This is a genomic window from Streptomyces cacaoi (assembly GCF_006539165.1).
Taxonomy (GTDB): Bacteria; Actinomycetota; Actinomycetes; order Streptomycetales; family Streptomycetaceae; genus Streptomyces; species Streptomyces cacaoi.
The window spans coordinates 21,793-41,876 of record NZ_BJMM01000016.1; the positions used below are offsets into that span (position 1 = coordinate 21,793).

The 20,084-nt window shown below is 73.0% G+C and carries 19 protein-coding genes; 3 read left to right on the forward strand and 16 right to left on the reverse strand.

The window, feature by feature from the left end; genetic code table 11:
* Both SCA03_RS16660 and pyrR read right to left on the reverse strand, forming a co-directional pair.
* Positions 1 to 1,011, reverse strand: a complete 1,011-nt coding sequence (locus tag SCA03_RS16660; RefSeq protein WP_030893240.1) for an aspartate carbamoyltransferase catalytic subunit — start codon at positions 1,009 to 1,011, stop codon at positions 1 to 3.
* 139 nt (positions 1,012 to 1,150) lie between these two features.
* On the reverse strand, positions 1,151 to 1,801 hold the full coding sequence (gene pyrR / locus SCA03_RS16665) for a bifunctional pyr operon transcriptional regulator/uracil phosphoribosyltransferase PyrR (RefSeq protein ID WP_030875655.1): 651 nt from the start codon (positions 1,799 to 1,801) through the stop codon (positions 1,151 to 1,153).
* Positions 1,802 to 2,022: 221 nt separating this feature from the next.
* Here pyrR and bldD point away from each other — a divergent pair, with 221 nt between their 5' ends.
* Complete coding sequence (bldD, locus tag SCA03_RS16670; RefSeq protein WP_030875652.1) at positions 2,023 to 2,523, forward strand: transcriptional regulator BldD; 501 nt, start codon at positions 2,023 to 2,025, stop codon at positions 2,521 to 2,523.
* A gap of 90 nt (positions 2,524 to 2,613) precedes the next feature.
* Here bldD and nusB read toward each other — a convergent pair whose 3' ends face one another.
* From nusB to SCA03_RS16735, 13 genes are all read right to left on the reverse strand, one after another.
* On the reverse strand, positions 2,614 to 3,039 hold the full coding sequence (nusB, locus tag SCA03_RS16675) for a transcription antitermination factor NusB (RefSeq protein ID WP_030875651.1): 426 nt from the start codon (positions 3,037 to 3,039) through the stop codon (positions 2,614 to 2,616).
* Between the two features lie 2 nt (positions 3,040 to 3,041).
* Positions 3,042 to 3,608 carry an elongation factor P gene (gene efp / locus SCA03_RS16680; RefSeq protein WP_030875649.1) on the reverse strand — a complete coding sequence of 189 codons (567 nt, stop codon included), beginning with the start codon at positions 3,606 to 3,608 and terminating at the stop codon, positions 3,042 to 3,044.
* 91 nt (positions 3,609 to 3,699) lie between these two features.
* Complete coding sequence (locus SCA03_RS16685) at positions 3,700 to 4,953, reverse strand: aminopeptidase P family protein (protein ID WP_086817505.1); 1,254 nt, start codon at positions 4,951 to 4,953, stop codon at positions 3,700 to 3,702.
* Between the two features lie 125 nt (positions 4,954 to 5,078).
* Complete coding sequence (locus SCA03_RS16690) at positions 5,079 to 6,071, reverse strand: AAA family ATPase (protein ID WP_030893234.1); 993 nt, start codon at positions 6,069 to 6,071, stop codon at positions 5,079 to 5,081.
* Between the two features lie 248 nt (positions 6,072 to 6,319).
* Positions 6,320 to 7,420 (reverse strand): 3-dehydroquinate synthase, encoded by a 1,101-nt coding sequence (gene aroB, locus SCA03_RS16695; RefSeq protein WP_086814526.1) that lies wholly within the window; start codon positions 7,418 to 7,420, stop codon positions 6,320 to 6,322.
* Positions 7,417 to 7,950: a shikimate kinase gene (locus tag SCA03_RS16700; protein WP_030893233.1), complete on the reverse strand. Its 534-nt coding sequence runs from the start codon at positions 7,948 to 7,950 to the stop codon at positions 7,417 to 7,419. Before SCA03_RS16700 ends, aroB begins: the two co-directional genes overlap by 4 nt.
* A complete protein-coding gene (gene aroC / locus SCA03_RS16705) occupies positions 7,947 to 9,140 on the reverse strand; it encodes a chorismate synthase (RefSeq protein WP_030875638.1) in 1,194 nt (397 codons plus the stop codon). Before aroC ends, SCA03_RS16700 begins: the two co-directional genes overlap by 4 nt.
* Positions 9,141 to 9,313: 173 nt before the next feature.
* Positions 9,314 to 10,198, reverse strand: coding sequence for a shikimate dehydrogenase (locus SCA03_RS16710; protein WP_086814527.1), 885 nt, complete (start codon positions 10,196 to 10,198; stop codon positions 9,314 to 9,316).
* A gap of 104 nt (positions 10,199 to 10,302) precedes the next feature.
* The gene (mltG, locus tag SCA03_RS16715) at positions 10,303 to 12,081 is read right to left on the reverse strand and encodes an endolytic transglycosylase MltG (RefSeq protein WP_086814528.1); all 1,779 of its coding nucleotides are present in this window, start codon (positions 12,079 to 12,081) and stop codon (positions 10,303 to 10,305) included.
* A gap of 128 nt (positions 12,082 to 12,209) precedes the next feature.
* The gene (gene ruvX / locus SCA03_RS16720) at positions 12,210 to 12,680 is read right to left on the reverse strand and encodes a Holliday junction resolvase RuvX (RefSeq protein WP_030875629.1); all 471 of its coding nucleotides are present in this window, start codon (positions 12,678 to 12,680) and stop codon (positions 12,210 to 12,212) included.
* The gene (alaS, locus tag SCA03_RS16725) at positions 12,680 to 15,352 is read right to left on the reverse strand and encodes an alanine--tRNA ligase (RefSeq protein ID WP_030875626.1); all 2,673 of its coding nucleotides are present in this window, start codon (positions 15,350 to 15,352) and stop codon (positions 12,680 to 12,682) included. Before alaS ends, ruvX begins: the two co-directional genes overlap by 1 nt.
* Positions 15,352 to 15,696: a DUF6167 family protein gene (locus SCA03_RS16730; RefSeq protein ID WP_030875622.1), complete on the reverse strand. Its 345-nt coding sequence runs from the start codon at positions 15,694 to 15,696 to the stop codon at positions 15,352 to 15,354. Before SCA03_RS16730 ends, alaS begins: the two co-directional genes overlap by 1 nt.
* A 7-nt stretch (positions 15,697 to 15,703) precedes the next feature.
* A complete protein-coding gene (locus SCA03_RS16735; RefSeq protein WP_078872767.1) occupies positions 15,704 to 16,135 on the reverse strand; it encodes a DUF948 domain-containing protein in 432 nt (143 codons plus the stop codon).
* 198 nt (positions 16,136 to 16,333) lie between these two features.
* Between SCA03_RS16735 and SCA03_RS16740 the strand changes: the two genes are divergently transcribed.
* Entirely contained in the window at positions 16,334 to 18,553 is a 2,220-nt protein-coding gene (locus SCA03_RS16740) for an ATP-binding protein (protein ID WP_086814529.1), read from the forward strand.
* 24 nt (positions 18,554 to 18,577) lie between these two features.
* On the opposite strand, the gene rpsD is transcribed toward SCA03_RS16740, so the two are convergent.
* Positions 18,578 to 19,189, reverse strand: coding sequence for a 30S ribosomal protein S4 (rpsD, locus tag SCA03_RS16745; protein WP_030875614.1), 612 nt, complete (start codon positions 19,187 to 19,189; stop codon positions 18,578 to 18,580).
* A gap of 55 nt (positions 19,190 to 19,244) precedes the next feature.
* Between rpsD and SCA03_RS16750 the strand changes: the two genes are divergently transcribed.
* Positions 19,245 to 20,048, forward strand: a complete 804-nt coding sequence (locus SCA03_RS16750; protein ID WP_030875610.1) for a hypothetical protein — start codon at positions 19,245 to 19,247, stop codon at positions 20,046 to 20,048.
* Positions 20,049 to 20,084: the final 36 nt, after the last annotated feature.

Here is a 20,084-nt window from a genome sequence, read left to right on the forward strand (position 1 = left end):
TCAGTTGTTCTCCTCGCTGCTGCCGGCGCGGTGCTGCATGCCGGGCTCCTGGGTGGTGGACGGCGACGGTCCGGACGGCGACGACCCGCCGAGCAGCAGGTACATCACCGCCATCCGGATACTGACCCCGTTGGTGACCTGCTCGACGGCGGTGCAGCGGGGCGAGTCGGCGACCTGCGCGGTGATCTCCATTCCCCGGTTCATCGGCCCGGGGTGCATGACGACGGCGTGCTCGGGCATCCGGGCCATCCGCTCGCCGTCCAGCCCGTAGCGGCGGGCGTACTCGCGCTCGGTGGGGAAGAAGGCGGCGTTCATCCGCTCCCGCTGGACCCGCAGCATCATCACGGCGTCCGAGGTGTCCAGCACGGCGTCCAGGTCATAGGAGACCTCGCACGGCCAGCTCTCCACCCCGTAGGGCACGAGCGTCGGCGGTGCGACGAGCGTGACGTGCGCGCCCAGGGTGCTGAGCAGCCGGACGTCGGAGCGGGCGACCCGGCTGTGCAGGATGTCGCCGACGACGGTGACCCGCTTCCCGGCGAGGTCAGCGCCCTCCTGCCCGACGAGCCTGCGCCGCAGCGTGAAGGCGTCCAGCAGCGCCTGGGTGGGGTGTTCGTGCGTGCCGTCGCCGGCGTTGACGACGGATCCGCCGATCCAGCCGGAGGTGGCGAGCCGGTGCGGGGCGCCGGAGTCGCCGTGCCGGATGACGACGGCGTCGGCACCCATGGCCTCCAGGGTGAGCGCGGTGTCCTTGAGGGACTCGCCCTTGGAGACGGAGGAGCCCTTCGCCGAGAAGTTGATGACGTCGGCGGACAGCCGCTTGGCGGCGGCCTCGAAGGAGATCCGGGTCCGGGTGGAGTCCTCGAAGAACAGGTTGACGATGGTGCGGCCGCGCAGCGTCGGCAGTTTCTTGATCGGCCGGTCGGCGATCCGGGCCATCTCCTCCGCGGTGTCGAGGATCAGGACGGCGTCGTCGCGGGTGAGGTCGGCGGCCGAGATGAGGTGGCGCTTCATCTGTTGCCTCGTGCCTTCCATGCAGGGATACGGGTGGGCACCGGGCGCGCGCAGGCGCAGCGGGCGCCGGGGGGCGCGGGCGGGTACGTGCGAAGGCACCCCGGACGTGGGAGACGTGCGGGGGCCGGGGCGGCTGGGGTCAGCCCGCGGGGGCGTTGCCGCCGTGCCGGGCGTCGTCGGCGAGCTGTCCGGCGTCCTGCGCGGCGCGCGCGCCCAGCAGGACGCCGTCGTGGCCGTCCTCCTCGGCGAGCTGCACCCGGACGGTCTCCCGCTGGGAGGTGGGCAGGTTCTTGCCGACATAGTCGGCGCGGATCGGAAGCTCCCGGTGACCGCGGTCGACGAGCACGGCGAGCTGAACGGCCCGCGGTCGCCCGATGTCACCGAGCGCATCGAGCGCGGCACGGATCGTGCGGCCGGAGTAGAGGACGTCGTCGACGAGCACGACGAGCGAGCCGTCGACCCCCTCGGCCGGGATCTCGGTGCGCGCGAGGGCGCGCGGAGGACCCATCCGCAAGTCGTCGCGGTACATCGTGATGTCGAGCGAACCGACCGGAACCGTGCGGCCGGTGATCTCTTCGAGCTTGGCTCCCAGCCGTCCGGCGAGGTGGACCCCGCGGGTGGGGATACCGAGAAGCACCACGTCGTCGGCGCCCTTGGCGCGCTCGACGATCTCGTGGGCGATGCGGGTGAGGACCCGCGCGATGTCCGGCGCCTCCAGTACGGGGCGGGCCGGAGCGGGCTGTGCGGACCCGGCAGACTCCGGGCTGCCGTGGGCGCTGCTGTCGTCCATGAAGAATCGGACCTCCTTCCCCGCCTCACGGGACGGGCCTTAAAGGACGTCGGTTTGTCGTCGGTCAACGCTACCAGGGGCCCGTCGAAGACCCCGCCGGGGGTGGGTGCCAGCCGTCTGGACCCCCTCGGCTTGACGCGGCACATTACGCTGCGTAACCTCACAGTGAGTTACCAAGCGCGCGGCGTCGCCGCTCAGCGAAACAGCCTCCGGGGAGCCATATGTCCAGCGAATACGCCAAACAGCTCGGAGCGAAGCTCCGCGCCATCCGCACCCAGCAGGGCCTCTCCCTCCACGGTGTCGAGGAGAAGTCCCAGGGCCGCTGGAAGGCGGTCGTGGTGGGTTCGTACGAGCGCGGCGACCGGGCCGTGACCGTCCAGCGCCTGGCCGAACTGGCGGACTTCTACGGGGTGCCGGTGCAGGAGCTGCTGCCGGGCACCACGCCGGGCGGGGCCGCCGAGCCGCCGCCGAAGCTCGTCCTCGACCTGGAGCGGCTGGCCCACGTGCCGGCCGAGAAGGCGGGCCCGCTCCAGCGGTACGCCGCCACGATCCAGTCGCAGCGCGGGGACTACAACGGCAAGGTCCTCTCGATCCGGCAGGACGACCTGCGCACGCTCGCGGTCATCTACGACCAGTCGCCCTCCGTCCTCACCGAGCAGCTCATCAGCTGGGGCGTCCTGGACGCCGACGCCCGCCGCGCGGTCTCGCACGAGGACGTCTGAACCTCCCCGCCCCCGCGGGGCCGGACGGCAGCACATACGACGGGGCGCCCCTCCTCGAAGGGGCGCCCCGTCGTGCGTCGTGGGACCGGCTCAGCGCAGAAGCGTCGGCTTCAGTTCCTTCAGCCGGCCCAGCAGGCCGTTGACGAAGCCCGGGGACTCGTCGGTGGAGAACTCCCTGGCGAGCTGAACGGCCTCGTCGAGGACGACGGCGTCGGGCACGTCGTCCACCCACAGCAGCTCCTGGACGCCGAGCCGCAGGATGCTGCGGTCGACGTCGGGCATGCGGTCGAGGGTCCAGCCCACCGCGTAGGTCCCGAGCAGCTCGTCGATGCGGGCCGCGTTGTCCGCGTAGCCCTCGACGAGCGTCATCGTGTACTCGGAGACCGGCGGCTGCCGGGTGTCGGTCCGTGCGTGCCGCAGCCAGTCCGCGAGCACGGTTCGGACGTCCGCACCGCGCTGGTCGGCCTCGAAGAGGATCTGGAAGGCGCGTTTGCGGGCCTTGTTGCGGGCAGCCACGGTTAGCTGTTCACCCGGCCGAGGTATTCGCCGGAGCGGGTGTCGACCTTGATCTTCTCGCCGGTCGTGATGAACAGCGGGACCTGGATCTCGTAACCGGTCTCCAGCTCGGCGGGCTTGGAGCCGCCGGTGGAGCGGTCGCCCTGCACACCGGGCTCGGTGTGCTTGATGACCAGCTCGACGGCGGCCGGCAGCTCGACGTTGAGGACCTCGCCCTCGTGCATGGCCACCGTGGCGTCGAAGCCCTCGATGAGGTAGTTGGCCGCGTCGCCGACGGTCTTGCGGTCGACGTGGAGCTGGTCGAAGGTCTGCATGTCCATGAAGACGAAGTAGTCGCCGTCCATGTACGAGAACTGCATGTCACGTCGGTCCACGGTGGCCGTCTCGACCTTCGTGCCGGCGTTGAACGTCTTGTCGACGATCTTGCCGGAGAGCACGTTCTTCAGCTTGGTGCGGACGAAAGCGGGGCCCTTGCCGGGCTTGACGTGCTGGAACTCGACAACCGACCAGAGCTGGCCGCCGTCGAGCTTGAGCACCATGCCGTTCTTGAGGTCGTTCGTGGATGCCACGGTCGCGGAATCTCCTGAGACTGCTGCTGCGGAGACCAGGGCGCGTGCCCGCGCCCCGTGACGGCCCGTGGGCTGAGCCCCGCGTACGGGGCTAGAGGGCGAGCAGCTCCTTGGTCGTGATGGTGAGTAGCTCGGGTCCGCCGTCCGCCTGCGGGCGAACGACGAGCGTGTCGTCGATCCGGACGCCGCCCCTGCCCGGGAGATGGACCCCCGGCTCGACGGTGACCGGCACACAAGCGTCCAGTTTACCCATGGCCGCAGGTGACAGCCGAGGGTCCTCACCGATTTCCAGGCCCACCCCCTGACCTGTGGTCGAACCCAGCGCCTGACCGTAGCCCGCGCCCTCCAGCACCTGCCGGGCCGCCCGGTCCACCTCACGGCACTCCACGCCCGGCTCCAGGGCCTCGCGGGCGGCCCGCTGCGCCGCGAAGACCAGGTCGTACAGCTCGATCTGCCAGTCGTCGGGCGCCGTACCGATCACGAACGTCCGGCCGATCTGGCAGCGGTAGCCGCGGTAGCGGGCGCCCAACCGCACCGTGAGGAAGTCCCCCTCCTCCACGCGCCGGTCGGTCGGCCGGTGCCCGGCCAGGCCGGAGTGGGGGCCCGTCGCCACCGAGGTGGGGAACGCCGGGCCCTCGGCGCCGTGGTCGATCAGCCGGCGGTCCAGCTCCAGCGCGAGGTGCCGCTCGGTGCGGCCGACCAGGATCGACTCCAGCAGCTCGCCGAGCGCCTGATCGGTGATCTCGGCTGCCACACGCAGCGCGGAGATCTCCTCCTCGTCCTTGACGAGCCGCTGCTGTTCGACCGCCAGCCCGAGGTCGGCCAGACGCAGCGCGGGGGCCGCCGCACCGAGCGCCCGGTGCCGGGCGACGGTCAGATGGTGCTCCTCGACGGCCAGCGCCCGGGCCCCGCTCTCGGCGGCGAGCCGGGCGGCGGCCACGGCTGCATCCCCGGCGGCCCCGGCGGCCCCGGCGGCCCCGGCGGAACCGGCTGACCCGGCTGACCCGGCTGACCCGGCTGACCCGGCGGGCGCAGCATCGGCCGGGCCGGACGGGACGCCGGCGGCGGTGCCGGGCTCCGTCTGCGCTGCGTCCGCCGGCGGGGCCGCCTCGCGCAGATCGTCGGCGGGATGGGCGCCGCCCGCGCTCTCGCCCGGCGGGCAGAAGAGCGTGTCGTGACCGTCGGGTCCGAGCAGCAGGACGCCGCCCTGGACCGCACGGCCGGTCAGATAGCGGACGTTGGACGGGCTGGAGACGAGCACGGCGTCGGCCGGGCCGTCGTGGGCCGTGCTCGCCGCACAGCGGTCGCGCAGTCGTGCGCGGCGGGACACATGCACCTCTGACATACGCCGAGCGTACGCATTCGGGTGCGGACGGGCCGTCCGGGAGGGGCCGTGCGGGCGACATCCGGCCGCGGCACGGGCGTCCGCGGGCGCACGGCGGCCGGCCCCGCGGACGCCCTCGGCGCGCGCTACCAGCGGACGGGGCTGGCGAGGCTGCGGGCGACGGCGCTGTCGAGCATGTGTGCCGTCTCGGCCACGTCCCGGTGCGAGTTGTCGATGATCGGCAGACCGGAGCCGTACCAGCCCGCCATCCGGCCGTGGATGTGCGCGACCTCCTCGTCGGACAGCCGCCGGTTGCCGCTGCGCTGGGCGTTCCGCTCCAGCACGACCTCCAGGCCGGGCAGCAGGACGACCGGAATCAGTCCGGGCCCGACGTGCCGCTTCCAGCCGCCGAGGCCGACGACGGGCCAGTCCGGGAAGACCGCGTCGTCCAGGACGCAGGAGATGTGGTTGGCCAGGAAGTTGCGGGCGGCGAAGCCACAGGTGCGGCGGGCGAGGCGGTACTGCGCCTCGGAGTTGTCGTTCCAGCCGGTCTGCGGATCGGCGAAGCCGGAGCGCACCCACTCGCGGACGTCGTCGAGGCTGATGTGGGCGGTGGGGACCGCCCGGTGCTCGGCCCAGTACCGGGCGACCGTCGTCTTGCCGGCACCGGCGGGGCCGATGAGCAGCACGGCGACGGCGGCGCGGGTGCCGTCGAGCTGTGCCGGGGTGGCGCCGGGCGCCGGCACCTGCACGGGAGCGCCGGACGGCAGCTTGATGTGCCCGGTGGTCTCGGTGGCGGCCAGCGGCGCCGCGCCGGATGCGGGGGCCGCGGGCTGCTGCTGCGGCGGTGCCGGATGCGGCTGGTGCCGGGGGTGCGGGGGCTGCGGGGGTGGCGGCGGCTGATGCTGCTGTGCCGGGCCCGGGTGCGGAGGCGGCGGCGGACCGGGCGGCCGGCCCTGCTGCTGCGGGGAGGGCTCGTGCGGCGGCTGCTGCGGAGGCTGGGCCGCCTGCGCGGGGTGCGGCGGGTGCGGAGGATGCGGGTGCGCGGGGACCCCCGGGGGGAAGGTGCCGGGGGGAGGCGCGGGCCACTGGGTGGCCCGGGGACCTCCGTAGGCGCCATGGGCACCGCTGTGCTGCATCCGGACCCCACTCCGTCTCACGTGTGCGGGCGCCGCGAGGCCGACGCCGTGTGTTTTTCGGACACCGAAGGTACCTCTCCGGGCCGTCACCGTACGAACGGCCGAAGCGGCCCCCGAGTGCCCGACGCAGCGGGGGTGTCCGGCGGTTCCGCTTCCTCTCCGCCACCGGTGGACGGGTTCCGGCGGCGGGGGGCGAGCGGGGCGGCGCCGGCCGCGCGGGGGCACGCGCGGCCGGCGCCGTGCGGACGTCAGTCCGCGATCTCGGCGTGCGCGGCCAGCAGCATGGCCGGGTCCGGGCTCTCCAGCACGGTCGGCTTGGCGAGCCCTTCGAGGACGATGAAGCGCAGCCGGTCGCCCCGGGACTTCTTGTCGACCTTCATGGTGTCCAGCAGCTTGGGCCACTGGTCGCCCCGGTAGGTGACCGGCAGCCCCACCGAGGTCAGCACCGCGCGGTGCCGGTCGGCCGTCGTGTCGTCCAGGCGCCCGGCGATCCGGCCCAGCTCGGCGGCGAACACCATGCCGACCGAAACGGCCGCGCCGTGCCGCCAGTTGTACCGCTCGTTCTTCTCGATGGCGTGCCCGAGGGTGTGGCCGTAGTTGAGGATCTCGCGGCGGCCGGACTCCTTGAGGTCCTCCGAGACCACCTCGGCCTTGACGCGGATCGAGCGCTCGATCAGCTCGGCCGTGTGCGGACCGCGCGGGCTGCGGGCGGCCTCGGGGTCCTGCTCGACGAGGTCGAGGATCACCGGGTCGGCGATGAACCCGGCCTTGATGATCTCGGCGAGGCCGCTGACGTAGTCGTGCGTGCCCAGCGAGTCGAGCGCCGCCAGGTCGCACAGCACACCGGCCGGCGGATGGAAGGCGCCCACCAGGTTCTTGCCCTCGGCGGTGTTGATGCCCGTCTTGCCGCCGACGGCCGCGTCCACCATGGCCAGCACCGTGGTCGGCACGGCGATCCAGCGCACCCCGCGCAGCCAGGTGGCCGCCACGAAGCCCGCCACGTCCGTGGTGGCCCCTCCCCCGACGCCGACGATCACATCGGTGCGGGTGAAGCCGGTCTGCCCCAGCGCCTTCCAGCAGTAGGCGGCGACCTCGGCCGTCTTGGACTCCTCGGCGTTGGGCAGCTGGACGGCGATCGCCTCGTAGCCCTGGTCGGCGAGGTCGGCGCGCAGGGTCTCGCCCGTCTCGGCGAGCGCCTCAGGGTGCAGCACGGCGACGCGGCGGGCGCTCTGCCCGATCAGTGCGGGCAGCTCACCGAGCAGCTGCCGGCCGATGAGGACGTCGTAGGGCGCGGTGCCGGCGCTGCCGCCGACGGCGATCCGGGTGAGGGAGGAGTCCTGGCTGGTCATTGCTGCTTCTCCGGCTGTGGGGTGTCGAGGCCGAGCGCGGCGAGGATCTCGTCCGCGACCTCCTCGGGCGTGCGGTTGTCGGTGCTGACGACGGCGCGGGCCACCTCGGTGTACAGCGGCCGGCGCTCCTCCATCAGCGTGCGCCACTGCTGCCGCGGGTTGATCAGCAGCAGCGGCCGGGGCGCGTCGAGCCCGACCCGCTTGACGGCCTCGGACACGTCCATCTCCAGGAACACCACCGGGTGCGCGGCCAGCAGCGCGCGGGTCTCCTCGGAGAGCACCGCGCCGCCGCCCAGCGCGAGCACCCCGGAGTGCTCGGCGAGCGCGGTCCGCACGGCGGCCCGCTCCAGCTCGCGGAAGTGCCCTTCCCCCTCGTCGAGGAAGATCTCGGAGATCGGCTTGCCGGCCGTCTCGACGATGTCCTGGTCGGTGTCCCGGCAGGTCACCCCGAGCCGCTCGGCGAGGAGCGCGCCCACGGTGGACTTGCCGACGCCCATGGGGCCGACGAGGACGACGGCCGGGCCGGTCACCGGATCTCCAGGTTCTCGCGGAAGCCGGTCACGTTCCTGCGGGTCTCGCCGACGCTGTCGCCGCCGAACTTCTCGGCGACCGCGTCCGCCAGCACCAGCGCGACCATCGCCTCGGCGACGATGCCGGCGGCCGGCACGGCACACACGTCGGAGCGCTGGTGGTGCGCCTTGCTCGCCTCGCCCGTCCGGACGTCGACGGTGGCCAGCGCGCGGGGCACGGTCGCGATCGGCTTCATCGCGGCGCGCACCCGCAGCAGTTCGCCGGTGGACAGCCCGCCCTCGGTGCCGCCGGAGCGGCCGGAGGCACGCCGGATGCCGCCGCCGGGCTCCTCGGGCGCCAGGATCTCGTCGTGCGCCTGCGAGCCGGGCACCCGCGCCAGGTCGAAGCCGTCGCCCAGCTCCACGCCCTTGATCGCCTGGATGCCCATCAGCGCCCCGGCCAGCCGCGAGTCCAGCCGGCGGTCCCAGTGGACGTGCGAGCCGAGGCCGACGGGCACGCCGTGCGCGACGACCTCGACGACGCCGCCGAGGGTGTCGCCGTCCTTGTGCGCCTGGTCGATCTCGGCCACCATCGCCGCGCTCGCGTCCTCGTCGAGGCAGCGCACCGGGTCGGCGTCCAGCCGGGCGACGTCGCCGGGCGCCGGCACGCTGCCGTAGGGGGCCTTCGCCGCGCCCAGTTCCACGACGTGCGAGACGAGTTCGATCCCGGCCGTCTCCCGCAGGTAGGAGCGTGCGACGGTGCCCAGCGCGACCCGCGCCGCCGTCTCCCGGGCGGAGGCCCGCTCCAGCACGGGGCGGGCCTCGTCGAAGCCGTACTTCTGCATGCCGGCGAGGTCGGCGTGGCCGGGCCGGGGGCGGGTCAGCGGCGCGTTGCGCGCGAGTTCGGCCAGCTCCTGCTGGTCCACCGGGTCGGCCGCCATGACCTTCTCCCACTTCGGCCACTCGGTGTTGCCGACCATGATCGCGACCGGGGAGCCGAGGGTGAGCCCGTGGCGGACACCGCCGAGGAAGGTGACCTCGTCACGCTCGAACTTCATCCGGGCGCCCCGCCCGTACCCGAGCCGCCGCCTGGCGAGCTCGTCGGCCACCATGTCGGTGGTGACGGGGACGCCGGACGGAAGACCCTCCAGCGTCGCCACGAGTGCGGGTCCGTGCGACTCCCCCGCGGTCAGCCAGCGCAACCTGCTCAACGGTGTGCTCCTCTCGGCCGCAGAGCGGCCCCTCTCCGTGACTGCTCCCCGATCCTGCCACGTCCGGCCGTACGGCCTGTCGACGGCCCGGGATCCGGACAGAACGGGGCCGCGCGCAGGAAACCGGACGTTCCGCATCCGTGCGGAGAGCCCCGCCCCGTCCGGCCCGGCGGCTATCCGGCCGTGCGCGCGCGCAGCGCCGCCTCACCCGCCGCCCGCATCGCCGCCAGCGGCGCCGGACGGCGGCCGGTCATCTGCTCGACCTGGAGCACGGCCTGGTGCACCAGCAGATCGAGGCCGCCGACCACGGGCCCGTGCCATGCCCGGGCGAGCGCCGTCGGCCACGGGTCGTAGAGGACGTCGAAGAGCGTGCCGGCCCGCTCGGGCACGGCCTGGGCCAGACCGTCGGTCGCGCCGGCCGGGGTCGTCGAGATCACCAGCGGCGCCCGCAGCCCCTCGGCGGCACGGGTCCAGTCCGCCGTACGCACCCGCACCCCGAGCCGCTCGCCCCAGCCGTGCATCTCCCGGGCCCGCTGCTCGCTGCGCACATACGCGGTGACCTCGCCGTCGCAGATCTGGGCGAGCGCCGCCAGCGCCGAGGACGCGGTGGCGCCCGCACCGAGCACGGCCGCACCGTCCACCCGCTCGACCCCGCGCTCCCGCAGCGCGGCGACCATGCCGGGGATATCCGTGTTGTCCCCCAGCCGCCGCCCCTCCGGGGTGAACACGACGGTGTTGACGGCCTCGACGGAGGCAGCGGTCGCACTGATCTCGTGCAGCAGCGGGATGACGGCCCGCTTCAGCGGCATCGTCAGCGACAGCCCCGCCCAGCCGGTGCCCAGGCCGGACAGGAAACCGCCGATGTCGTCCTCGTCCACCTCGTGCCGCTCGTACGTCCACTCCCGCAGGCCGAGCGCGGCGTAGGCGGCCCGGTGCAGATCCGGCGAGAGGGAGTGCGCGATGGGCGAGCCGAGTACGGCGGCACGCCACGCGCCGGAGCGCGCCGCTCCCCCGCCGGTCCCCTGCTGCTCTGTCTGCTCGTGCGCCGGCTCGGGCATCGCTCGCCCATCTCCTCGTCTCGGTTCCGCAGTGACGCCCCGGAACCTACAACGCGTCAGGCGGCCCCCGCTCCGCGCCCCCGGACCGGCGCACCCGGCGCGCGCTACCGCTGCCGGCGCTGCTCGCGGTTGAAATCCTGCACGTTCTTCTGGTGTTCGGACTCGCTGTCCGTGAACCGGGTGTCGCCGGGCTTCACGGTGACGAAGTACAGCCAGTCGCCCTTGGTCGGGTTGAGCGCCGCCTCGATCGCCTGGTGCCCGGGGTTGCCGATCGGCCCGGGCGGCAGGCCGTAGTGCAGATAGGTGTTGTACGGCGAGGGGAAGCGGGTGTCGTCGACGGAGGTGTTCAGCGTCGAGCGGCCCATCGCGTAGTTGATCGTCGAGTCGAAGCCGAGGTGCATGTTCTTGTCGAGCCGGTTGTAGATGACGCGGGACACCTTGCCGAACTCGTGGTCCTGCTGGGCCTCGGCCTGGATGAGCGAGGCGATGGTGACGACCTCGGCGGGCGTCTTGCCGGCCTTCTTCGCCTGCTCCTCCAGCCCCGTCCTGGTGTACTCGGCCTCGGCCCGCTTGACCATCCGCCGCAGCACATCCGCCGGCTCGCTGTTCTTGCCGACGCTGTACCTGGACGGGAAGAGGAAGCCCTCCGGTTTGCCGTCCGCCCACTTCGGCAGGCCCAGATCCTCGCTCTTCGCGGCCTTCGCCGTGGTGCCCTCGGGCACGTCGAGCTTCTTGTCGATCTCCTCGTAGACCTTCTTCGCCCGCCACCCCTCCGCGATGATCAGCCCGTTCTGGCTGGAGGGGGCGAGCATCATGTTCATGGCCTCGGCGGCGGACATCCGCTTGCGCAGGGTGTAGGTGCCCGGCTGGATGCTCTGCGCCTTGCTGTTGTCCTCGGCCGCCTCCGTGAAGGCACCGGCGCTCTTGATGACGCCCTCGCGTTTGAGGACGGTGCCCATGTCGGCCACCGAGGCGCCGTCCGGGATCTCGACCATGACCTCGCCCGAGCCCCCGCCCGAGTAGTCCGGGGCCGCGGCGAAGTGCGACTGGTAGAAGTCGTAGCCGAAATAGCCGACGACGCCGACACCCGCGACGAGCGCGAGCGAGACCACGGCGCAGGCCGCTCCGCTGCGCTTCTTGCCGCCTCCGCGCCGGTTCCTGGCGTCGTCGCCCTCGTCGTCCCCGTCGTCCGCGTCGTCGAAGAAGCGCCGGTCGTCCTCGTCACGGTCCGCGAAGAAGGCGTGTTCGCCCTGGTCGGGGCCGGGGTCCCAGCCGGTCTCCGGGTCGGCGTGCGCGGGTGCGGGCGCTGCGGGCTGGGCGACGGCCTGCTCGTGCGGCTGCGGGTGTGCCTGCGGGTACGCGTACACGTCCTGCTGGTACTGCGGCGGATGCCCCTGCTGGGGCTGCATCTGCTGGGCCTGCTGCTGAGCTTGCTGCGGGGCCTGCTGGAACTGCTGGTGGTGCGGGTCGTACTGGGGTGCGTAGGGGTCGTGCGGCTCGTAGCTCTGCGGGTGGCCGTGCGGCGGTGTGTGGAGGAACTGCTGGTCGCCCATGCCGTACGGGTCGGCGGGCGGCACACCGTACGGATCGGCGCCGGCCTGGCCGTATCCCGAGGGGTCGTAGACCTGCTGATGGCCGGCCGCGCCCCCGTCCCAGCCGCCGTACTGCGGCACGGCCTGCTGCGGGGGGTACGGCTGGTACGCCTGCTGCTGAGCACCGGCCGGGTCCGGGTATCCGGGATGACCGGCGACGGCCCCCTGCTGCGCGGCGTCCCAGTCGGCCGGGTACCCGGTCGGATGGCTGCCGCTCCACCCCTGGTCCCCGTAGAGGGGGTCATCAGGGTGCCACGGTTGGGGGCCATGTCCCCGGCCGTACTCAGTCATCGATCCCCTTGTGAACGCGTGGCGACAGCCGGTTCTCAGAGGGTCCGGCCGTGTGCCGGAGTTGTCCGGGACGTGTGCGAATGCCGTTCATCGGCTGCCGTATCGCGCGGCACGTTACCGTACCGCGATCAGACAACCACTTCGACGCACTGGCCCGGAGGACGGCCGGATACCCGTTCGGTCTCCAGCGCGCTCTGCAAAATGACGACCGCTGCCGCCTGGTCGATACGCGAACGTCCCTTTTTGGAGCCGACTCCCGAGGCCCGCATGCCCTGCGCGGCCGTGACCGTGCTCATGCGCTCGTCGACGAGTCTGACCGGAACCGGTGTGATGTTTTTCGCCAGTTGCTCGGCGAAGCCGCGGACCTTCGCCGCGGCCGGGCCCTCCCCGCCGTGCAGCGAACGGGGAAGGCCGACGACAACCTCCAGCGGCTCGTACTCCGTGACGAGGGCCGCCAGCCGCCGCTGCGCCGCCGGGACGTCACGCCCCGGCACCGTCTCGACCGGGGTCGCGAGGACCCCGTCGGGGTCGCTGCTCGCGACCCCGATCCGGGCGTCCCCGACGTCGACGCCGAGGCGTCTGCCGCGCCGCAGCGTCATCAGGCGTTGCCTCCGGCGTCGGCCACCAGGCGCTCGACGGCCGCGATCGCCTCGTCCACGGCCTCCGGGTTCTGGCCGCCGCCCTGCGCGACGTCCGGCTTGCCGCCACCGCCGCCGCCCAGCGTCTTGGCCGCGGTACGCACCAGGTCACCGGCCTTGAGCCCGTGCTCGCGCGCCGCCTCGTTGGTGGCGATCACCGTGAGCGGACGGCCGTTGCTGACGGCGAAGAGCGCGACGACACCGGCACGGCTGCCGAGCCGCTGCCGTACGTCGAGCACCAGCGTGCGCAGGTCGTCGGCCGAGGTGCCGTCCGGCACCCGTCCGGCGGCCAGTGCGATACCGCGCACGTCCTTCGCGCCCTGCGCGAGCCCGGCGGCGGCCTGGAGCACCTTCTCGGCGCGGAAGCGCTCGATCTCCTTCTCGGCCTCCTTCAGCCGCGTCAGCATCCCGGAGATCCGCTCGGGCAGCTCCTCGGGACGGCCCTTGACCAGCTCCGTCAGCTGCGAGACGACCGTGTGCTCGCGCGCCAGGTACTGGTAGGCGTCCACCCCGACCAGGGCCTCGACGCGGCGCACGCCGGAGCCGATCGAGGACTCGCCCAGCAGCTTGACCAGGCCCAGCTGCGAAGTGTTGTGCACATGCGTGCCGCCGCACAGCTCCTTGGAGAAGTCGCCGATGGTGACGACGCGCACCGTCTGGCCGTACTTCTCGCCGAACTCCGCGAGCGCGCCCTGCTTCTTGGCCTCGTCGATGGCCATGTACTCGGCGTGCACGTCGAGTTCGCGGGAGAGCACCTCGTTGATCTTCTGCTCGACGTCGGTGAGCACCGTGCCCGGCACGGCGGCCGGCGAGCCGAAGTCGAAGCGGAAGCGGCCCGGCGCGTTCTCCGAACCGGCCTGCGCGGCCGTCGGGCCGAGCGCGTCGCGCAGCGCCTGGTGCGTCAGGTGCGTCGCGCTGTGCGCGCGGGCGATGGAGCGGCGGCGGGTGGCGTCGATCTGCGCGAAGGCGGAGGCACCGACGGTGACCTCGCCGACCTGCACGCTGCCCTTGTGCACGCTGACGCCCGGCACCGGCTGCTGCACGTCGCGGACCTCGATGACGGCGCCGCTGTGCAGCCGGATCCGCCCGGTGTCCGCCTGCTGGCCGCCGCCCTCGGCGTAGAACGGGGTGCGGTCCAGGACGACCTCGACCTCGTCGCCCTCGTGTGCGGCCGGCGCGGAGACGCCGTCGACGAGGAGGCCGACGATGCTCGTCTCGCCCTCCGTGGCGGCGTAGCCGGTGAAGTCGGTGGCGCCCGCGCTGTCGGCGATCTCGCGGTAGGCCGACAGATCCGCGTGGCCGGTCTTCTTGGCCCGGGCGTCCGCCTTGGCCCGCTCCCGCTGCTCCTTCATCAGCCGGCGGAAGCCCCGCTCGTCGACGCTGAGGCCCTGCTCGGCCGCCATCTCCAGCGTGAGGTCGATGGGGAAGCCCCAGGTGTCGTGCAGCAGGAACGCCTTGTCGCCGGGGAGGACCGAGCCGCCGGCCTGCTTCGTCTCGGAGACGGCGGTGTCGAGGATGTTGGTGCCGGCCTTGAGCGTCTTGAGGAAGGCGGCCTCCTCGGCGAGCGCGACGGTCTCGATGCGCTTCCGGTCGGTGATCAGCTCCGGGTACTGCTGGCCCATCGTCTTGATCACGACGTCGATGAGGCTCTCGGCCACCGGTCCGGTCGCGCCCAGGATCCGCATGTTGCGGATGGCCCGGCGCATGATGCGGCGCAGCACGTAGCCGCGGCCCTCGTTGCCGGGGGTGACGCCGTCGCCGATGAGCATCACGGAGGTGCGGATGTGGTCGGAGACGACGCGCAGCGAGACATCGGTCTGCTCGGCGGCGCCGTAGGCGATGCCGGTGAGTTCGGTGGCCTTGTCGATCACGGCACGCGAGGTGTCGATCTCGTACATGTTGTGCACGCCCTGGAGGATCATCGCCAGGCGCTCCAGGCCGAGCCCGGTGTCGATGTTCTGGCTGGGCAGATCGCCCAGGATCGGGTACTCCTTGCCCTCGCCGGGGCCGCGCTCGTACTGCATGAAGACCAGGTTCCAGATCTCCACGTAGCGCTCGTCGTTGACCGCGGGGCCGCCCTCGGGGCCGAACTCCGGGCCGCGGTCGTAGTTGATCTCGGAGCAGGGGCCGCACGGGCCGGGCACGCCCATGTCCCAGTAGTTCTCGTCCTTGCCGAGCCGCTGGATGCGCTCGGCCGGGACGCCGACGACGTCGCGCCAGATGCGCTCGGCCTCGTCGTCGTTCTCGTAGACCGTGATCCACAGGCGCTCCGGGTCGAGGCCGTAACCGCCCTCGTCCTGCGCGGTGGTGAGCAGCTCCCAGGCGAACTTCGCGGCGCCTTCCTTGAAGTAGTCGCCGAAGGAGAAGTTGCCGCACATCTGGAAGAACGTGCCGTGCCGGGTGGTCTTGCCGACCTCCTCGATGTCCGGCGTGCGCACGCACTTCTGCACGCTGGTGGCGCGCTTCCACGGCGGGGTGACCTCACCCAGGAAGTACGGCTTGAAGGGGACCATGCCCGCGGGGACGAGCAGCAGGGTCGGGTCGTCGGCGATCAGCGACGCCGACGGCACGACCGTGTGCCCGCGCTCCTCGAAGAAGCGCAGCCAGCGGCGGCGGATTTCAGCCGACTCCATCAGTGGTCCTCTTTCCGGTCGTACGTGTAGGTGGAGGGGATCGGCCGGCCCGGCCGGACGGCACCGAGCTGACGGGGGCCGGGCCGGGCGGGCAGCTCGTCCCGCGGGGGCTCGGCCGGCGCCGACAGGCCCAGCGCGTCCTTGAGTTCGGTCTCGCGCTGCGCCATGCCGGCGCGGACGTCGAGGGCGAAGTCCCGCAGCCGGTGGCCGCCTTCGACGGCCTTGCCGGCGGCCCGCACGGCGAGCGCGTCCGGCGCGAGGCTGCGGATCTTGCGCTGGACCTTGGTGGTTGCCCACACCCCGGCTGCGGCGCCGGTGGTGAACCAGAAGGCGCGACGGAACACGGCGGCCTCAGCCCCTTCCGCGCTTGCGGCCGCGCCGGGCGGCGGGCACGGTGCGGCCGACGACCACGCCGCCGGTCTGCGCTGCACCCTCGGTCTTCTTGCGGCCCAGGGCCCTGCGCACGCCGTAGCCGAACGCGGCGACCTTCACCAGGGGGCCGCCGAACGCGGTCGAGACGGTGGAGGAGAGCGCCGAGGCGTTGGAGGTGACCTCCTGGACGTCCGTGGCGATGGCGTCCACCCGCTCCAGCTGGCTCTGTGCGGAGCGGACGGTGGCCGACGCCTCTCCCAGCAGGGGGACCGCCTGCTCCGTCACTCCCGTCACCAGCTTCGTCGCCGCCTTGAGCGTCTGTGCGAGCCTCACCAGCACCACGGCGAGGAATGACACCAGGATCGCCCAGAAGACGGCCACCAGCAGGCCGGCCACTTCTCCTCCGGACACGCTGCACCGCTTCCCTCGGTCTCGGGCCGCCGCTCGCCGGCTGGCCGACCGCGACGGCGGATGAGCTACGACCTTATCGCGCCGTACGGACCCCTCCGTACCGCATTCCTGGGCGTGAACGCGGGGGTACGCGGCGGGTGCTGTCATCGGTCCGGGCGATTGTACGGTCAGCAAACAGGCCAGTACGCTCCGTGTCTCATGCGATCCTTCGAGCATTCCGGTCCGTCCGACGAGGGTGCCCGCACCTCCCCGCGCACCCGGGCGGGCGGCCGGCTCCCCGCCGAGCTCAACCGTTTCGTGGGGCGGGCGCCCCAACTCGACGCGGTGTGCTCGGCCGTCGGCCGGTCGCGGCTGGTGACCGTCACGGGAGTCGGCGGTGTGGGCAAGTCACGGCTCGCCGTACGGGCTGCGGGGCGGTTGCAGGATCGCTTCTTCGACGGCGTATGGCTCGCCGGGCTCTCGGCCCTGCGGGACGGAGCCCTGCTCGACCACACCGTGGCGGAGGCGCTCGGCCTCGGCGGTGGCACTGTACGCGCTCCGCGCTCGGCGCTGCTGCGTCATCTCGAAGACCGCGAGGCCCTGTTGGTGCTGGACGGCTGCGAACACCTGGTCGCCGAGTGCGCCGGGCTCGCGGACGCGCTGCTGCGCCGCGCACCGGGACTGCGCATCCTGGCGACCAGCAGGCGCCCGCTGGAGACCGAGGGCGAGCAGGTGTTCACCCTGGCACCCATGCCGGTGGACGAGGCCGTGGCGCTGTTCACCGAGCGGGCCCGCGCCGTGCTGCCCGAACCGCCTCCGCCGGACGGGGCCGTCACCGAGCTGTGCCGCCGGCTGGACGGCATCCCGCTGGCCGTCGAACTGGCCGCGGGGCGACTGCGGGTGCTCTCGCTGGAACAGATCGTGGACCGCCTGGAGGACAGGTTCCGGCTGCTGGCCGGGACCAGCCGCAGCGCACCGCCCCGCCACCAGACGCTGCGCACCGCGATCGGCTGGAGCCACGAGCTGTGCACCGCGCCCGAACGGCTGCTGTGGGCCCGGCTGTCCGTCTTCGCCGGGGACTTCGGGCTGGAGGCCGTCGAGTACCTGTGCGCGGACGAGACGCTCCCGGCCGAGCAGGTGCTGGGCGCCCTCGACGAACTCGTCGCCCAGTCCGTGCTGGTGCGCGACGACGGGCCGGACCGCGACGGGCAGGCCCGCTACCGGATGCTGGAGACCGTCCGCGAGTACGGCGCCGGCTGGCTGGAGCAGCTGGGCGAGGCCGACGCGCTGCGCCGGCGGCACCGCGACTGGTATCTGGGCCTGGCCACCTGGTGCGAGCTGGACTGGTTCGGGCCCCGGCAGGCCGAGGTGACCGCGCGGGTGGAGACCGAGCTGCCGAATCTGCGGCTCGCGCTGGAGTACAGCCTGGCCGACCCGCAGGAGGCGCACTCCGTGCAGTATCTGGCGGCCACGCTGTGGTTCTACTGGGTCGGCTGCGGCCGGGTGGCCGAGGGGCAGCACTGGCTGGACCGGGCGCTCGCCCGCGAGGACAGCCAGCCGCGGGCGCGTGCGAAGGCGCTGTGGGTCTCCGGGCTCGTCCTGCTGGTGCGGGGGCGCAGGACGGCGGCGCTCGCGGCGCTGCACGAGTGCCGGGAGCTGAGCGAGGCCGAGGGGGACGAGATCTCGGCGGCGTACGCGCTCCAGATGCTCGGCGGGCTGGCCGTGCTCAACGACGAGGTGCCGCGGGCGATCGGGCTGCTGCACCAGGCGCTGGAGCGGTTCCGGCGGCTCGGTGAGCTGTCGGCCCTGGTCGTGCTGGCACAGGTCGAGCTGGCGATGGCGTACGCCTTCGACGGTGAGCTGGAGACCGCGCTGGAGATGTGCGAGGAGGCCCGGGAGCTGGCGGCGGACCGGGGCGAGCGGTGGGCGCAGTCGTATGCGCTGTGCCTGCTGGCGTGGGTGCACATGGCGCGCGGCGAGCGGGACACCGCGCGGGAGCTGACGGCCGAGTGCCTGGCCATCAAGCGGGAGTTCCACGACATCCTGGGGCTGGCGATGGCGCTGGAACATCTCGCCCCGCTGACGGCGGACGAGGACCCCGAGTGGGCGGCGACCATGATGGGCGCGGCCGAGGGCGGCTGGCGGCTGCTGAGCGCGCAGCGCTTCGGCTCGCGGCACTTCGAGGAGCTGACCCAGGCGGCGCGTGCGCAGCTGGCGGACACGCTGGGCAGCGTCGTCTACCGCGCGGCGTTCACCCGCGGCAGGGAACTGGGGCTGCTCACCGTCGTCGACAGCACGGTGCTGGAGGGCCGGGCCGGGATGCGGGCGGTACCGGCGGGCGGCCCGGCCGGACCGCTCGCACCGGGCGCACCGGCTCCGGACAGGCCGCAGCCCGCCGTGCCGCCGCCGGGTGGCCCCGACGGAAGGCAGGCGGGCTGAAGGCGGGCCCGTCCGGAGGCGGACTCAGCGCGCGTAGTACTCGACGACGAGCTGCTCGTCGCAGACCACCGGGATCTCCTTGCGGTTCGGGTCCCGGTCGAGGCGGAACGCCAGCGCCTGGAGGTTGACCTGGAGATAGCGCGGGGTCTCGCCCTCGCCCGCGTAGCCACCCTCACGGGCGACCTGGAACGGGTGCTTGCTGCGGCTGCGCTCGCGGACCATCACCACGTCGTCGGGGCTGACCCGGAAGGACGGCTTGTCGACCTTCCGGTCGTTGACCGAGATGTGGCCGTGCACGACCATCTGGCGCGCCTGGTAGATCGTGCGGGCCAGGCCGGAACGCAGCACGAGCGCGTCGAGCCGGCGCTCCAGCTCGACGACGAGCGCCTCACCGGTCTTGCCGCCGGTCTTGCGCGCGCGGTCGTAGGCGCGGCGCATCTGGCTCTCGCTGATGTCGTACTGCGCGCGCAGGCGCTGCTTCTCCAGCAGACGGACCTTGTAGTCGCTGTTCTGCTTGCGGCCCCGGCCGTGCTCACCCGGCGGGTAGGGGCGCTGCTCGAAGTACTTGACGGCCTTCGGGGTCAGCGCGATGCCGAGGGCACGCGACTTCTTGACCTTGGGACGCGACTGGTTCACGTTGAACGGACCTCCGTGTAAGTTAGGTGAGGCTTACCTTAGCTGAGGAGTACGCATGTTTCGACCTGGGATTTCCCTGCCCGGCACCGACGCCGAGGGGGAACAGCCGCGTCCCATGGAAGACGCCCGGCAACCGACCGCCGCCGAGCGCGTACGAACTCTCGTGCAGTCCAGCGTATCGGCCGTGCTGACCATTCCCGGAGCCGAGGCCGGTCCCGGAACACCCGGCGACGGAGACTGCGCGGCACGCGCCGTGACCCCGGACGGGGACGTGATTGTGCTGGTCCCGGCCGACTCCCCCGAGGCCAGGGCCTGCGCCTACGCACAGGACGACGACCTGGCGGCGGTGATGGAGATCACGGATGTGGCACCCGTCTCGGTGCCGCACCGCATCCGCGGCCGCGCCTGGGTGGCCGGCTGGCTCACCCCCGTCCGCGGCGAGGAGCGCGCCGCCTGCGCACGGTTGCTCGCGCAGGCGCATCCCTCCGTCCCGGCCGCCGGTACGGCCCGGCGCATGCTGCGCCTGGAGGTGGGCGAGGCGTACGTCGACGATCTGTGGGGCGCCGAGGGCGTCGAGCCGGACGAGTTCGCCGCCGCCGCTCCCGACCCCCTCGCGCCGCACGAGGCCGAACTGCTCCAGCACCTCGCCTCGGCGCACGGCGAACAGATCAGGGCGCTGTGCCTGTGCCGGGCCGGAGAGACGGTCGCGCCGCTCGCGCTGGACCGCTTCGGGCTGCGGGTGCGCGGCTGGTCCGCCGAGGCCGGATGCATGGACGCGCGCTACGACTTCCCCGAGCCGGTGGGCGGCGTCCCCGAGCTGCGGCACGCCATGCACGCGCTGTTCACCGCCGCCGGCTGAACGGCCGCGGCGACACGGCACAGCGGCGCGGCTCAG

Bases quoted from the DNA above. Each gene is read 5' to 3' on its own strand.
- SCA03_RS16740 (WP_086814529.1), top strand. From the start codon at position 16,334: ATGCGATCCTTCGAGCATTCCGGTCCGTCCGACGAGGGTGCCCGCACC.
- SCA03_RS16710 (WP_086814527.1), bottom strand. From the start codon at position 10,198: ATGCCCGAGCCGGCGCACGAGCAGACAGAGCAGCAGGGGACCGGCGGG.
- ruvX (WP_030875629.1), bottom strand. From the start codon at position 12,680: ATGACGCTGCGGCGCGGCAGACGCCTCGGCGTCGACGTCGGGGACGCC.
- SCA03_RS16660 (WP_030893240.1), bottom strand. From the start codon at position 1,011: ATGAAGCGCCACCTCATCTCGGCCGCCGACCTCACCCGCGACGACGCC.
- alaS (WP_030875626.1), bottom strand. From the start codon at position 15,352: ATGGAGTCGGCTGAAATCCGCCGCCGCTGGCTGCGCTTCTTCGAGGAG.
- bldD (WP_030875652.1), top strand. From the start codon at position 2,023: ATGTCCAGCGAATACGCCAAACAGCTCGGAGCGAAGCTCCGCGCCATC.
- mltG (WP_086814528.1), bottom strand. From the start codon at position 12,081: ATGACTGAGTACGGCCGGGGACATGGCCCCCAACCGTGGCACCCTGAT.
- aroB (WP_086814526.1), bottom strand. From the start codon at position 7,420: ATGACCAGCCAGGACTCCTCCCTCACCCGGATCGCCGTCGGCGGCAGC.
- SCA03_RS16685 (WP_086817505.1), bottom strand. From the start codon at position 4,953: ATGTCAGAGGTGCATGTGTCCCGCCGCGCACGACTGCGCGACCGCTGT.
- pyrR (WP_030875655.1), bottom strand. From the start codon at position 1,801: ATGGACGACAGCAGCGCCCACGGCAGCCCGGAGTCTGCCGGGTCCGCA.
- SCA03_RS16690 (WP_030893234.1), bottom strand. From the start codon at position 6,071: ATGCAGCACAGCGGTGCCCATGGCGCCTACGGAGGTCCCCGGGCCACC.
- SCA03_RS16750 (WP_030875610.1), top strand. From the start codon at position 19,245: ATGTTTCGACCTGGGATTTCCCTGCCCGGCACCGACGCCGAGGGGGAA.